Origin of the sequence: Streptomyces sp. NPDC017993 (genome assembly GCF_044328065.1) — a bacterium.
In the GTDB taxonomy this organism is placed as follows: Bacteria; Actinomycetota; Actinomycetes; order Streptomycetales; family Streptomycetaceae; genus Streptomyces.
Genome location: NZ_JBIRGO010000007.1, coordinates 257577 through 272312, shown reverse-complemented (window position 1 = coordinate 272312; position 14736 = coordinate 257577). Strand labels below are relative to the sequence as shown.

Genomic DNA, 14736 nt, shown 5'->3' with positions numbered 1-14736 from the left:
AAGCGCCGCGGCGCTTGGGTCAACGGCCGCGCAGCTCGCGGTACTTGCCGACCAGACGGGCGGTGGAGACGTCCAGTCCTGGCACCGTGGCGCCGTCCGTGAGGGCCGGCTCCACCCGCTTGGCAAGAACCTTGCCGAGCTCCACTCCCCACTGGTCGAAGGAGTCGATGTTCCAGACCGCGCCCTGGACGAACACCTTATGCTCGTAGAGGGCGATCAGCTGGCCGAGGACGGACGGGCTGAGTTCCTTGGCCAGGATGGTGGTGCTGGGGTGGTTGCCGCGGAAGGTCTTGTGCGGCACCAGCTCCTCCGCCACGCCCTCGGCGCGTACCTCGTCAGGCGTCTTGCCGAAGGCGAGCGCCTGGCCCTGCGCGAAGAGGTTGGCCATCAGCAGGTCGTGCTGGGCGACCAGGCCCGGCCGCAGATCGGCGACCGGCTCGGCGAAGCCGATGAAGTCCACCGGGATCATCTTCGTGCCCTGGTGGAGCAGCTGGTAGTAGGCGTGCTGGCCGTTCGTACCGGGCGTGCCCCACACGACGGGCCCGGTCTGCCAGTTGACGGGGTTGCCCTCGCGGTCCACGGACTTGCCGTTGGACTCCATGTCCAACTGCTGGAGATACGCGGTGAACTTGGCGAGGTAGTGGCTGTACGGCAGTACCGCATGCGACTGGGCGTCCCAGAAGTTGCCGTACCAGATGCCGAGCAGGCCCAGCAGCAGCGGAGCGTTCTCCTCCGGCGGGGCGGAGCGGAAGTGCTCGTCGACGAGGTGGAATCCGGCCAGCATCTCCCGGAAGTGCTCCGGGCCGATCGCGAGCATCAGCGACAGACCGATCGCGGAGTCGAAGGAGTAGCGGCCACCGACCCAGTCCCAGAACTCGAACATGTTGGTGGTGTCGATGCCGAACTCCGCGACCTTCTCGGCGTTGGTCGACAGCGCCACGAAGTGCTTGGCCACGGCGTCGTCACCGGCACGCAGACCGGACAGCAGCCAGTCACGCGCGGACGTCGCGTTGGTGATCGTCTCGATGGTGGTGAAGGTCTTCGAGGCGATGATGAACAGCGTCTCGGCGGGGTCCAGGTCGCGCACGGCCTCGTGCAGGTCGGCGCCGTCGACGTTGGAGACGAACCGGAATTGCAGCTCCCGGTGGCTGTAGGCGCGCAGTGCCTCGAACGCCATCGCCGGGCCCAGGTCGGAGCCGCCGATGCCGATGTTGACGATCGTCTTGATGGGCTTGCCGGTGTGGCCCTTCCAGTCGCCGGAGTGGATCCGGTCGCAGAAGACGCTCATCTTCATCAGGGCGGCGTGCACGGCCGGGACGACGTTCTCCCCGCCGGTCGCCATGACCGCCGAGGCGGGCGCGCGCAGCGCGGTGTGCAGTACGGCACGCCGTTCGGTGATGTTGATCTTCTCGCCGCGGAACATCGCGTCCCGCAGTCCGGCCACGTCGGTCGCCGCGGCCAGCTCCTGGAGCAGCCGCAGGGTGTCATCGGTGACCAGGTGCTTGGAGTAGTCCAGGTGCAGATCGCCGACCTGGAGGGTGTACCGCTCGGCGCGGGCCGGGTCCCGGTCGAACAGCTCGCGAAGGTGTACCTCCCCCAGCTGCTCCCGGTGCTTGTTCAGCGCCGTCCACTCCGACAGCTGGTCGAGCCTGCTGCGGCGTTCTGCGTTCATCTCCGACATCAGCCTTCTCATCTCGTACCGGCCCCGCCGTGTTCCAACCTAATTGATCAGGGCACGGTATGAGGTGTCTGTCCGCTGTCGGCCGACTGAAGCACGGGTATCAGGGTGACGACGCCGAGGCCCAGCAGGGCGGCGGCCAGCAGGGCCGGGACGTTGGCGCCCCACGCGGCGGCTGCCGCGCCGCCGAGCAGTGCCCCCAGAGGCGTCCCTGCGAGGGAGACCGTACGGAACGCGGCACTGATCCGCCCGAGCATCGCGGCGGGGCTGCGCTGCTGGAGCAGCGTCGTCTCCAGGACGTTCCACACCATGCTCGCGAAGCCGAACAGGCCCAGCAATGCCGCCGCGACCCACAGTGAGCGCAGCGTCCCGAAGGCCACCAGCACGGCGGTCTGGAGCAGGCCGGCCGGCAGCAGGGTGCGGGCCGGGCCGCCGGCCGCTGCGGTGACCCGGCCGGCCAGCAGCCCGCCCGCCACCATCCCGATGCCGTACCCGGTCGTCACCGCGGCATAGCCGAAGTCCCCTGCGCCCAACCACCCCTTGACCATCACCACGAGTGTGGCGATCAGCGCGCCGATGCCGACGTTGCCCAGCGCCACCGAGACACAGAACGACCGCAGGACCCGGTCGCGCCACAACACCCGGGCGCCCTCGGCGATTTCGCGCCGGAGGGTGGATGCGGCAGGTGCGGCCGCGGGACGCGCGGGCGTGGTGCCGCGCAACGAGGCGACCAGGGCCGCCGCGACGAGGTAGGTGACGGCATCGGCGGCGAACGGCACGGCGGCGCCCAGCGCGATGAGCGGTGGCGCCACCGGTCCGCCGACGAACCGGCCCAGCACCTCCTGGCCGGTCAGCAGCCGGGCGTTGGCGACGCTCAGCGCTTCCCGCGGCACCACCGCGGGCAGCAGGGCCGTGGCGGCGTTGTCGAAGAGTGTCTGGAAGGTGGTCAGGGCGAAGGCGAGGGCGAGCAGCAGGCCGATGCCCGCCGCGCCGAGCGCCACGGCCAGGGCGAAGCCGGCCATCAGCAGGCCCCGCAGCACATCGACCACCCACATGGCCCGCCGCCGGTCCACCCGGTCGGCGACCGCGCCGCCCAGCAGCCCGAAGAACAACCAGGGCAGCAGGCCGCAGGCGGTGACGAGGGAGATCAGCATCGGTGAGTCGGTCAGGGAGAAGGCGAGCAGCGGCAGCGCCGTACCGCGCAGCGCGTCCCCGAAGCGGGAGACGGCCGCCGCGGTCCACAGCCGGCCGAATCCGCCGCGCCAGGCGAGCGTGACGGCACCCGCCGCGCTGCCCGCCCCCATGCTCGTCATGCCGCCTCCGTACCGGTTTCTCCGGGTACACAGACGGTAACGACGACCACTGACAACGGGCCTCGGGCAGCTTCCCCATCCGCTACCTCAGATGCCGCGCCGGGTGGCGGCCGACAGCCGGCGGCGGGTGCGGGAGGGGCGCCTCACACGCGACCGGCCCGGCCGGAGGGCTGCTGTCCCCTCCGGCCGGGCCGGTCCACACGTCTGCTGTCCGTTCAGATCTCGCCGCGGAGCTTGGCGAGCGCCTCCGCGAGAATCGCCTCGCCGTCGGCGTCGCTACGGCGCTCCCGGACGTAGGCGAGGTGGGTCTTGTACGGCTCGGTGCGCGGCGGGTCCGGAGGGCTCTCCCGGTCCTTGCCTGCCGGGAAACCACAGCGCGGGCAGTCCCAGGTGTCAGGAACCTGCGCGTCACCGGCGAAGCTGGGCTGTGTCTCGTGCCCGTTGGAGCACCAGAAGGAGATGCGGGTGCGCGGCGCGGATTCGCCGCGCTCGGCCTCCCCCATCGGCCCCGCCCCGACCCGACTTCCTCGGATCGCGTTGCCACTTGCCACGGTCGTAACTCCCTGCGTAATGGTGCTGCGAAGCCTCTCACAACAGCTTCACTGCGGGCTCTAACAGCAGCTGCGCTGCGGGCCCCCCAGTTTACGTAAGGCCCAACGCGCGTCCAGTGACAGGAGTTACCCGTCCGAGGACGCCGCCTTCATGATAGGCCGCGTCTCCGACGGTATGTCAGTTTCCGAGCTTCATCAGGACACCGAGAACGACAATGCACGCAAACCACAGCAGACCGATCACGATGGTGATGCGGTCGAGGTTGCGCTCGGCGACCGAGGAGCCACCGACCGAGGACTGCATACCGCCACCGAACATGTCGGACAGGCCGCCGCCCTTCCCCTTGTGCATGAGCACCAGCATCATCAGCAGCAGGCTGAAGACGATGAGGGCGATCGAGAACCCGATGACCACGGCTGGACCAACTCTCTAGGACTGACGGACGGAACAGGTGTTCCGACGCCTTCCGGCGACGGAGACCCACCACACGAGATCAAAATGGTGCGGGGCCGGGGCGGCGTGCTGGACGCCGGACCCGGCCCCGACAGGGTACGACGGGCCGGGCCCGTCGTCATAGCTGCTACTGGTCGCGGAATCGGACGATCTTGACGAATTCGTCCGCGTCCAGCGCCGCGCCGCCGATCAGCGCGCCGTCAACATCGGGCTGCGCCATGATCGCCGCGACGTTGCCGGACTTGACCGAGCCGCCGTACTGGATGCGGACCTTGTCGGCCAGGTCCTGGCTGTAGAGCTCGGCGAGGCGGCCGCGGATGGCACCGCAGACCTCCTGCGCGTCCTCGGGCGTGGCGACCTCGCCGGTGCCGATGGCCCACACCGGCTCGTAGGCGATCACGATGGACTCGGCCTGCTCGGCGGGGATGTCCGTCAGCGCGCCGTCGACCTGGGCGAGGGTGTGCGCGACCTGGTTGCCGGCCTTGCGGACCTCCAGGCCCTCACCGACGCACAGGATCGGGGTGAGGCCGTGCTTGTAGGCGGCCTTGACCTTGGCGTTGCAGATCTCTTCGTTCTCGCCGTGGTACTGGCGGCGCTCGCTGTGCCCGATGGTGACATAGCTGCACTTGAGCTTGGCGAGCATGCTGCCGGAAATCTCACCGGTGTAGGCACCGGAGTCGTGCGCCGAGAGGTCCTGGGCGCCGTACTTGATCTTCAGCTTGTCGCCGTCGACCAGCGTCTGCACCGACCGCAGGTCGGTGAAGGGCGGCAGCACCGCGACCTCTACGGCGTCGAAGTCCTTGTCGGCGAGGGCGAAGGCGAGCTTCTGGACGTGTGCGATGGCCTCGAGGTGGTTGAGGTTCATCTTCCAGTTGCCCGCCATCAGCGGGGTACGGCCCTCGTTCAGAGCAGTCACGTTCTTCAGTCCTCCAGAGCAGCGAGGCCGGGGAGCGTCTTGCCTTCGAGGTATTCGAGGCTGGCGCCGCCACCGGTCGAAATGTGGCCAAAAGCGTTCTCATCGAAGCCCAGCGCGCGGACAGCCGCGGCCGAGTCTCCACCACCGACGACGGTGAAGGCGGGGCTGTCGAGCAGCGCCCGCGCGACGGCCGTGGTGCCGCCCGCGTAGTCGGGGTGCTCGGCGACGCCGACCGGACCGTTCCAGAACACCGTCTCGGCGTCCGCGATCTTCGAGGCGAAGAGCTCGCGGGTCCTCGGGCCGATGTCCAGGCCCTCCTTGTCGGAGGGAATCTTGTCGGCGTCGACGACAACGTACTCGGCGGGCGCCTTGGTCTTCAGGTCGGGGAACTCCGCCGCGGCCAGGACGTCGACGGGAAGAACCAGCTCGACGCCGTTCTTCTCCGCCCGCTCCAGGTACTCGGTGACGGCCGGGACCTGGTCCTCCTGCAGCAGGGAGATCCCCACCTCGTAGCCCTTGGCCTTGAGGAAGGTGTACGCCATGCCACCGCCGATGAGCAGCCGGTCGGCCTTGCTGAGCAGCTGGTCGATCACGGCGAGCTTGTCGGAGACCTTGGCGCCGCCGAGCACGACGACGTACGGGCGCTTGACGTCCTCGGTGAGCCTCTTCAGCACGCTGACCTCGGCGGCGATCAGGTCGCCGGCGGCGTGCGGAAGGCGGGCCGGGAGGTCGAAGACCGAGGCGTGCTTGCGGTGCACGGCGCCGAAGCCGTCACCGACGTACAGGTCCGCGAGGGCGGCGAGCTGGTCGGCGAAGGCGCCGCGCTCGGCGTCGTCCTTGCTGGTCTCGCCCGGGTTGAAGCGGAGGTTCTCCAGCACGGCGACCTGGCCGTCGGACAGGCCGTCGACGACGGACTTCGCGGACTCGCCGACCGTGTCGGTCGCGAACGCCACGTCCCTGCCGAGCAGCTCGCCCAGCCGTGCGGCGGCGGGGGCGAGGGAGAAGGCCGGGTCCGGCGCACCCTTGGGGCGGCCCAGGTGGGAGGCGACGATGACCTTGGCGCCGTACTGCGCGAGCTTGGCGATCGTCGGCTGGACGGCGCGGATCCGGCCGTCGTCGGTGATGGTCGTGCCGTCCAGCGGCACATTGAGGTCGGCACGGACGAATACCCGCTTGCCCGCGACCCCTTCTGCGGTGAGATCGTCGATCGTCTTCATGAGGAGTGACTCCGTAGCTTCAGTCAGTCATGGGTCGGGGCCCGTACGACGCTTCATCGCGTCATACGAGCCCCGTCCTCACATCTCATTGCTTTTGGTGCCCGGTGAAGCAAGGGGGCACCTCCCGGGTGTGACCGGGAAAGATCAGAGCTGGCCGCCGACGAAGGTGGTCAGGTCCACCAGGCGGTTGGAGTAGCCCCACTCATTGTCGTACCAACCGACGATCTTGACGCTCTTGCCCTGGACCATGGTCAGGGAGGAGTCGAAGGTGCAGGACGCCGGCCAGTTGACGATGTCCGAGGAGACGATCGGGTCCTCGGTGTACTCCAGGACGCCCTGGAGCTGGCCCTCGGACGCCTTCTGGAAGGCGGCGTTGACCTCGTCCTTGGTGACCTCGCGCTCCAGCTCGATGACCAGGTCGGTGACCGAACCGGTGGGGACCGGCACGCGCATGGCGATGCCGTCGAGCTTGCCGGCGAGCTCCGGGATCACCAGGGCGGTGGCCTTGGCGGCACCGGTGGTGGTCGGGATGATGTTCTCGGCGGCGGCGCGGGCACGGCGCAGGTCGCTGTGCGGGAAGTCCAGGATGCGCTGGTCGTTGGTGTACGCGTGGACCGTCGTCATCAGGCCCTTGACGATGCCGAAGTTCTCCAGGAGAACCTTGGCCATCGGCGCCACACAGTTGGTGGTGCAGGAGGCGTTGGAGATGACGTTGTGCTTGGCCGCGTCGTACTTGTCCTGGTTGACGCCCATCACGATCGTGATGTCCTCGTCCTTGGCGGGCGCGGAGATCAGGACCTTCTTGGCGCCGGCGGCGATGTGCTTGGCGGCGTCGGCCTTCTTGGTGAAGATGCCGGTCGACTCGATCACGATGTCGGCGCCGAGCTCACCCCAGGGGAGGTTCGCCGGGTCACGCTCGGCCATCGTCTTGAAGGTCTGGTTGCCGACCGTGATGGTGTCGTCGGTGTGGCTGACTTCCTGCTTGAGGCGACCCAGAATGGTGTCGTACTTGAGCAGGTGGACCAGGGTGGCGTTGTCGGTCAGGTCGTTGACACCGACGATCTCGATGTCCGCACCCTGCTCCAGGAGCGCGCGGAAGTAGTTACGACCAATGCGGCCGAATCCGTTGATGCCTACGCGGATCGTCACGAACCGATCTCCTCGTTGGTACGCCGGCTCAGATACCGGCGAGCTGTATGGGATGTCCCCGACCGCCTCCGACCCTACCCCCAATACGAGACGTACGTGACATTGACAGGGACGGCTCTCGCTCCCTCATGAACCACTCCTGGCCAACATGCCCCGCGCCCCCGGAATCTCCTGGGAAACCGGGGGCGAGCGGGGCTGCGGACGAGCCGGTGAGCGTCAGCCGACCATGCCCTCGGCCAGCTCTTCGGAGAGGTTGGACTCGGTGCCGGGGATGCCGAGATCCTGCGCGCGCTTGTCGGCCATCGCCAGCAGGCGGCGGATACGGCCGGCGACCGCGTCCTTGGTCAGCGGCGGGTCGGCGAGGGCGCCCAGCTCCTCCAGGGAGGCCTGCTTGTGCTCCATGCGCAGCCGGCCGGCCGCCGCAAGGTGCTCGGGTACCTCCTCGCCGAGGATCTCCAGGGCCCGCTGGACCCGGGCGCCCGCGGCGACCGCGGCCCGCGCCGAGCGGCGGAGGTTGGCGTCGTCGAAGTTGGCGAGGCGGTTGGCGGTGGCGCGGACCTCGCGGCGCATCCGCCGCTCCTCCCACGCGAGCACCGACTCATGGGCGCCGAGGCGCGTCAGCAGCGCGCCGATCGCGTCCCCGTCACGGACGACGACGCGGTCCACACCGCGCACCTCGCGGGCCTTGGCCCCGATACCGAGCCTGCGGGCCGCGCCGACCAGGGCGAGGGCCGCCTCGGGGCCGGGGCAGGTGACCTCCAGGGAGGAGGAGCGGCCGGGCTCGGTGAGCGAGCCGTGCGCCAGGAAGGCGCCGCGCCAGGCCGCCTCGGCGTCACAGGTCGCCCCCGAGACCACCTGTGGAGGCAGGCCCCGGATGGGACGGCCGCGGCCGTCCACCAGACCCGTCTGCCGGGCGAGCTGATCACCGCCGGCCACCACGCGGACGACGTAGCGGCTACCGCGCCGCAGGCCGCCGGGGGCCATCACCACCAGGTCGGAGGAGTGTCCGAAGATCTCCAGGATGTCCTTGCGGAGCCGCCGGGCCGCGATGCCCGTGTCCAGCTCCGCCTCGATCACAATGCGTCCGCTGACCAGGTGCAGACCACCCGCGAACCGCAGGATCGACGAGACCTCCGACTTCCGGCAGCAGGTCCGGGTGACGGGGAGCCGGGAGATTTCATCCTTCACCGCAGCCGTCATCGCCATGGGCCGATCCTTCCATGCATCCGAAAAATACGGTCGTACGCGGCTGCCAGCAGCTCCGGGTCGTGCCGGTCGGGGGCTCCCCCGGCCGTCGACCGGGCGTCGTCTCCTTGTGCGGCGACCGCCGCCAGCTCGACCTCGCTGCCGACGAGCTGCTTGGCGGCAACCGTCAGACCTTCGATGTCGGGCACGGCGGCCCTGTCGGCCAGCACCACGTCGAAGGCGAGTTTAGGGGCGTGTCGGGCCAAAACCTCCAAATGACGCTGCGGTGAGAAGCCATCGGTTTCGCCCGGTTGGGGCGCAAGGTTGAGCGAAAGGACCTTTCGGGCCTTGGTCTCCTCCAGCGCCTCACGCAATTCCGGCACCAGCAGATGGGGGATCACGGACGAGAACCACGAGCCGGGGCCGAGAACCACCCAGTCGGCGTCGCGCACCGCGGCGACCGCCTCGGGGACGGCCGGCGGCTCGTCGGGCACCACATGGACCGACTGCACCTCGCCGCGGGTGAGCGCGACGGTGGCCTGGCCTCGGACCGTGCTGACCTCGTCCGGGCGATCCCGGTGATGGCCCTTGACCTCGGCCTGGAGTTCCAGCGGCACGGCCGACATGGGCAGCACCCGGCCGTGCGCGCCGAGCAGCTTGCCGACCAGGTCCAGCGCCTGGACGTGGTCGCCGAGCTGCTCCCACAGGGCGACGATCAGGAGGTTGCCGACGGCGTGGTCGTGCAGTTCGCCCTCGCTCTGGAAGCGGTGCTGGATCACCCGCGACCAGGTCTGGCCCCAGTCGTCGTCCCCGCACAGCGCGGCCAGCGCCTTGCGCAGGTCGCCGGGTGGCAGCACGCCCAGCTCGTCGCGGAGCCGGCCGCTGGAGCCGCCGTCGTCGGCGACGGTGACCACGGCGGTCAGGTCGCCGGTGATGCGGCGCAGTGCCGTGAGCGAGGCGGACAGGCCCATGCCGCCGCCGAGCGCCACCACCTTGGGCGTGGCGCCCCTGGTCATACGACTGCTCGGCACCAGCCTGCGGACCCGGCGCAGCCGCGGCGCTCGCCCGGTCACTCGCGCCCCATGTCCCGGTGGACGACGACGGTTTCCACCCCTTCGGACACCAGCCTGCGGGCGAGCTTCTCGGACATCGCCACGCTGCGGTGCTTGCCGCCCGTACAGCCCACGGCGATCGTCACATAGCGCTTGCCCTCGCGGCGGTAGCCCTCGGCGACCAGGCGCAGCAGCTCGGCGTAGCCGTCGAGGAACTCCTTGGAGCCGGGCTGGCTGAAGACGTAGTTGGAGACCTCTTCGTTGAGTCCGGTGAACGGGCGCAGCTCGGGGACCCAGTGCGGGTTGGGGATGAACCGGCAGTCGATGACCATGTCGGCGTCGACCGGCAGGCCGTACTTGAAGCCGAAGGACATGACCGTGGCGCGCAGCTCGGGGACCTCTTCGCCGGCGAACTGGGCGTCCATCTTGGCGCGCAATTCGTGGACGTTGAGGCTGGAGGTGTCGATGACCAGGTCGGAGTCGCCGCGCAGCTCGCGCAGCAGATCGCGCTCGGCAACGATGCCGTCGACGATCCGGCCGTCGCCCTGGAGCGGGTGCGGGCGGCGCACCGACTCGAAGCGGCGCACCAGCGCCTCGTCGGAGGACTCCAGGAACACCACGCGGCGCCGGACGTTCTGGCCGTCGAGGGTGGACAGGGATTCCTTGAGGTTGTCGAAGAAGCGGCGGCCGCGGACGTCGACGACGACGGCGATCCGTGCGACGTTGCCCTGCGAGCGGGCGCCCAGCTCGACCATCGGCGGGATCAGCTCGGGCGGGATGTTGTCGACGACGAACCAGCCGAGGTCCTCCAGGCACTTCGCCGCGGTGCTGCGGCCGGCCCCCGACATGCCGGAGATGATCACCAGCTCGGGGATCGCGGTGCTCTCACCTTGGTCGGACTCGCGCATCGTGCCCGTACTCACCTGTGCACCGTCTCTCTCGGTTTCCTGCGTTTCACGCGGTGTGCTCATCGTTCCTGCCCCCGTTCCGGGACAACGCAGCCGGTGCGGCCCCGTCATCCTCAATGATCTCTCCTGTGGCGGTGTTCACCGCGGGAGCGGCCGGCGCGGCCCCGGCCAGCGCCGCGGCGACCGTCTCCGCGGTCTTGCGGCCGACGCCGGGGACCTCGCAGATCTCGTCGATCGTCGCGGCCCGCAGTTTCTTCACCGAGCCGAAATGCTTCAGCAGGGCCTGTCGGCGGCTGTCACCGAGACCGGCGACGGCGTCGAGCGGTGAGGCCTTGAGCCGCTTGGTGCGCTTGCTGCGCTGGTAGCTGATGGCGAAGCGGTGTGCTTCGTCACGGACGCGCTGGAGGAGGTAGAGGCCCTCGCTGCTGCGCGGCAGCACCACCGGGTCGTCGTCCTCGGGCAGCCAGACCTCTTCGAGGCGCTTGGCGAGGCCGCAGACGGCGACGTCGTCGATGCCGAGTTCGTCGAGGGCCCGACGGGCGGCCGCGACCTGCGGGGCGCCGCCGTCGACCACGACGAGCTGGGGCGGATAGGCGAACCGCTTGGGACGCCCCTCCTCGTCGGTGGCGCGGCCGCCCATGGGGTCGGGCTCCAGTTCCACCGCGGTCACCACCCCGGAACCGGCGGAGCTTTCCACGGAGCCTGTGCCCGCGGTGACCCGGTCGGTGAGGGCCTCGGTGGCAGCCGGGGCCGCTGCTCCGGCGAACGCCGCACCGTTGCGAGCGGACGTGCCGTCGCCGACCGCCGCACCGCCGCCGGGCGGTCTTCCTTCGTCTTCCGCGTGGGCGTCGGCGGCCGGCTCCTCGGTCCATTCGCCGGACTTCTGCTTCTCCTGGAGATAGCGCTTGAAGCGGCGCCCGATGACCTCGTGCATGGACCGGACATCGTCCTGGCCCTCGAAGCCCTTGATCTGGAAGCGTCGGTATTCGCTCTTGCGGGCGAGGCCGTCCTCGAAGACCACCATCGAGGCGACGACGTCCTCGCCCTGGAGGTGGGAGATGTCGAAGCACTCGATGCGCAGCGGCACCGAGTCCAGGCCGAGAGCCTCGGAGATCTCCTCCAGCGCCCGGGAGCGGGTCGTCAGATCGGAGGCCCGCTTGGTCTTGTGCAGCGCGAGGGACTGCTGGGCGTTGCGCTGGACCGTGGCCATCAGGTCCTTCTTGTCGCCGCGCTGGGGGATGCGCAGCGAGACCTGGGCGCCGCGGCGCTGGGAGAGCCACTGCTGGATCGGCTCGACCGGCTCGGGAAGCGCGGGGACCAGCACCTCCTTGGGGACGGCGTCGCCCTGCTCCTCGCCGTAGAGCTGCTGGAGGGCGTGTTCGACGAGGTCGGCGGTGGCGACCGCCTCCACCTTGTCGGTGACCCAGCCGCGCTGGCCGCGCACCCGGCCGCCGCGGACGTGGAAGATCTGGACGGCGGCTTCGAGTTCGTCCTCGGCGAGGGCGATGAGATCGGCGTCGGTGGCGTCGGCGAGCACCACGGCGCTCTTCTCCATCGCCCGCCTGAGCGCGACTATGTCGTCGCGCAGCCGGGCGGCGTTCTCGTACTCCATCTCCTCGGCGGCGTCCTGCATCTTCCGCTCCAGGCGGCGGATGTACGCACCGGTGCGGCCCGCCATGAAGTCGCAGAAATCCTCGGCGAGTTCGCGGTGCTCCTGGGCCGAGATACGCGCCACGCACGGGGCGGAGCACTTGCCGATGTAGCCGAGCAGGCAGGGGCGGCCGATCTGGGCGGAGCGCTTGAAGACCCCGGCGGAGCAGGTGCGCACGGGGAAGACCCGCAGCATCAGGTCGACGGTCTCGCGGATGGCCCAGGCGTGGGCGTAGGGACCGAAGTAGCGCACGCCCTTCTTCTTCGCGCCGCGCATGACCTGGACGCGGGGGAACTCCTCGTTGAGCGTCACCGCGAGATAGGGATAGCTCTTGTCGTCGCGGTACTTGACGTTGAAGCGCGGGTCGAACTCCTTGATCCAGCTGTATTCCAACTGGAGCGCCTCGACCTCGGTGGAGACCACGGTCCATTCCACGGAGGCGGCGGTGGTGACCATCGTGCGCGTGCGGGGGTGGAGCCCGGCCAGGTCCTGGAAGTAGTTGGCCAGGCGCTGGCGCAGGCTTTTGGCCTTGCCGACGTAGATGACGCGGCCGTGGTCGTCGCGGAACTTATAGACCCCCGGCGAGTCGGGGATCTGTCCCGGCTTGGGTCGGTAGCTACTGGGGTCTGCCATGACCACCACCCTACTGACCGCCACTGACATTCACGGGCCGGATCGCCTCCCGGCCGGCCACGCCGGTGCGGCCCGGAGAGCGGTCTGCGAACAGTGCGCCGCCACTCGCCGCCGCCGTGCGCCGCTCAGCGCGTGCGGGCGGCGGCACCCCCCGAAAGTGGACCGCACTGCACGGCAGTGGACCGCAGGGACCGCGGTCCGCCGTCGTGGGCGGACCGGGGCCCCTGCGCGTTCATACGGCGCCCGGTGGCCACGCCGACCGCCTGTGGGGAGGTGGCGGATCAGCGGCGGGCGCAGGCCGGGCGGATACTCACCGCGCGCGCCTCCTGCGCAGCGCCGCGGTGCCGGAGAGACCGAGCGCCAGCAGGGCCGCGAGCCCGGCCACGGTCGAGGCGGCGGTCACCGGCATGTCGTCGCTCGCCGGCACGGCGGCGGCCTCGGCCTGCTGCTTGCGGGCGCTCTCCTTGGCGGCCCCTTCGGACTGCGGGCCGTAGCCGCCGGCCTCGCCGCGCTTGTCGTAGGCGGAGCCGGGGAGCTTGTCGCCGTACGCCTTCGCCACCCGCTTCCGATAGGCGGCGACACTGGTGCCGTGGGGCCCGACGGCCTGCCGCGCCTCCGCGTCCAGCGGCTCGACACGGTCGCCGCGCTGCACGTACCAGGCGTCGATCTGCGGCTCGTGGAAGACCGTGCCGGCACCACCCTTCGCGGCCCCCGCGCGGGTGTAGCGGGTCTCGTCGTCGCCGCTGGCGATGTTGACGACCTGCCAGCCCGCGCCCCGGCGCACGGTCCACACCGAGGCCTTCTCGCCGTCGGCCGCCACGGCCTTGCTGGCGAGGAACTCCAGCCGGGCGACGGGGGCGTCGGCATTGCCGCGGACGAAGTCGGGCGACAGGACGTACACGGGGACCGCCTCGCCCTCGATGCGCGGGGCGGTCGCCGTCCTGGGAGCGGTCGCGCCGGCGGCGCCGCGGGCCTCGTCACGGGCGAAGAACCGGGCGAGGGTGGCCAGGGTGGCGGGGGCGGCGGCGACCTCGTGCGCGGCGGCGAGGCTCGTACGGGCCGGGCCCTTCGGCGGCGCGGGGCTGTCGGCGGCCAGCGCGACGTGCGGGGCGAGGCCGATGAGGACGGTGGCGAGTGTTCCGGTGGCGGCCGCGCGTATGGCGGTGTGCTTCCTCACGGCTCAGGCTCCTATCCGGTAGAGGGAGTGCGTCCAGGAGAAGGAGCTGCCGTTGACGTAGTAGTCGAAATCGCCCCAGTTGTACCGGCTGTTGGAGCCCCACGGATCGCCCCAGTAGACCCAGTTGCGGTCCGTGTCGAAGCCGTAGATCACATGCATGTGGCCGCCGCCGGAGGACCACTGGATGCGGGTCTCGATGGGCCGATTGGCGTTGATCTCGCTCTGCACGGTGCTGTAGCGCAGATATCCGGTGACGTACGAGCCGGAGTTGATGCCCATCCAGTCGAAGGCGTTCTGCACATTGCCGAGCGTGGCCTGGTTGTTGGGGCAGGAGGTGCCCTGCTGGCGGTTGAACGCCGCGTTGCAGAACTGGTTCTGGCTGTAATTCTTGCCGTACCAGGCCGCGATGGTGTTGCCGGAGCCGGCCCAGCACCAGTTGCTCTGTTCCTGGGCCTGCATCGAGATGTCGAGTCGGTTGGCGGCGAGCGACGCGGTGGGGGCTGTCGGGCCGGCCTTCGTGACGGCGTGCGCCGGGAGCGCGGCTGCTGAGGCGGTGGCGCCGGGGAGCGTGGTCAGCGCCGCGGCGGTGAGCGCCGCGGCCGACAGCCATCTGCGGCGCGAACGACGTGCGAGGGGTGCACGGGTCATGGCGTTCCTCCCGTGAGGGGGGTGAAGGGGGTGAGAGGAGCGCATCCGGATGCTGCTGAGGAGCATCGGGTGTTGTCGCGGGGAGGTCAACACGCTTCAATGCGGGATGACATGGGGGTGTGGACGGACGGGCCCGGATGTGAACGGCCGGCGGCACGCGTCCTGCAGTGACCAGGCAGGAAAGGCGCGCGGCGTGCGTCCCGG

At 70.1% G+C, this 14736-nt stretch carries 13 protein-coding genes; all 13 read right to left on the bottom strand.

The window, feature by feature from the left end; translation table 11 throughout:
- Window positions 1–19: 19 nt before the first annotated feature.
- Window positions 20–1681 (bottom strand): glucose-6-phosphate isomerase, encoded by a 1662-nt coding sequence (gene pgi / locus ACH4FH_RS15295; protein WP_398556287.1) that lies wholly within the window; start codon window positions 1679–1681, stop codon window positions 20–22.
- A 47-nt stretch (window positions 1682–1728) separates the two neighbouring features.
- Entirely contained in the window at window positions 1729–2991 is a 1263-nt protein-coding gene (locus ACH4FH_RS15290) for an MFS transporter (RefSeq protein ID WP_398556286.1), read from the bottom strand.
- A gap of 215 nt (window positions 2992–3206) precedes the next feature.
- Window positions 3207–3542 carry an RNA polymerase-binding protein RbpA gene (locus tag ACH4FH_RS15285; RefSeq protein WP_078518748.1) on the bottom strand — a complete coding sequence of 112 codons (336 nt, stop codon included), beginning with the start codon at window positions 3540–3542 and terminating at the stop codon, window positions 3207–3209.
- A 178-nt stretch (window positions 3543–3720) separates the two neighbouring features.
- A complete protein-coding gene (gene secG, locus ACH4FH_RS15280) occupies window positions 3721–3957 on the bottom strand; it encodes a preprotein translocase subunit SecG (protein ID WP_128508572.1) in 237 nt (78 codons plus the stop codon).
- A 166-nt stretch (window positions 3958–4123) separates the two neighbouring features.
- Window positions 4124–4879: a triose-phosphate isomerase gene (gene tpiA, locus ACH4FH_RS15275; protein WP_398556415.1), complete on the bottom strand. Its 756-nt coding sequence runs from the start codon at window positions 4877–4879 to the stop codon at window positions 4124–4126.
- Between the two features lie 38 nt (window positions 4880–4917).
- Entirely contained in the window at window positions 4918–6129 is a 1212-nt protein-coding gene (locus tag ACH4FH_RS15270) for a phosphoglycerate kinase (RefSeq protein ID WP_398556285.1), read from the bottom strand.
- A 144-nt stretch (window positions 6130–6273) separates the two neighbouring features.
- Complete coding sequence (gene gap, locus ACH4FH_RS15265) at window positions 6274–7278, bottom strand: type I glyceraldehyde-3-phosphate dehydrogenase (RefSeq protein ID WP_398556284.1); 1005 nt, start codon at window positions 7276–7278, stop codon at window positions 6274–6276.
- 216 nt (window positions 7279–7494) lie between these two features.
- On the bottom strand, window positions 7495–8484 hold the full coding sequence (whiA, locus tag ACH4FH_RS15260) for a DNA-binding protein WhiA (RefSeq protein WP_362916587.1): 990 nt from the start codon (window positions 8482–8484) through the stop codon (window positions 7495–7497).
- On the bottom strand, window positions 8475–9536 hold the full coding sequence (yvcK, locus tag ACH4FH_RS15255) for a uridine diphosphate-N-acetylglucosamine-binding protein YvcK (RefSeq protein WP_398556283.1): 1062 nt from the start codon (window positions 9534–9536) through the stop codon (window positions 8475–8477). The genes whiA and yvcK overlap by 10 nt, the downstream gene beginning before the upstream one ends.
- The gene (rapZ, locus tag ACH4FH_RS15250) at window positions 9533–10486 is read right to left on the bottom strand and encodes an RNase adapter RapZ (protein ID WP_398556282.1); all 954 of its coding nucleotides are present in this window, start codon (window positions 10484–10486) and stop codon (window positions 9533–9535) included. The genes yvcK and rapZ overlap by 4 nt, the downstream gene beginning before the upstream one ends.
- Complete coding sequence (uvrC, locus tag ACH4FH_RS15245; RefSeq protein WP_398556281.1) at window positions 10470–12707, bottom strand: excinuclease ABC subunit UvrC; 2238 nt, start codon at window positions 12705–12707, stop codon at window positions 10470–10472. Before uvrC ends, rapZ begins: the two co-directional genes overlap by 17 nt.
- Before the next feature lie 310 nt (window positions 12708–13017).
- Entirely contained in the window at window positions 13018–13884 is an 867-nt protein-coding gene (locus ACH4FH_RS15240) for a hypothetical protein (protein WP_398556280.1), read from the bottom strand.
- Between the two features lie 3 nt (window positions 13885–13887).
- The gene (locus ACH4FH_RS15235) at window positions 13888–14532 is read right to left on the bottom strand and encodes a papain-like cysteine protease family protein (protein ID WP_398556279.1); all 645 of its coding nucleotides are present in this window, start codon (window positions 14530–14532) and stop codon (window positions 13888–13890) included.
- Window positions 14533–14736 lie beyond the last annotated feature (204 nt).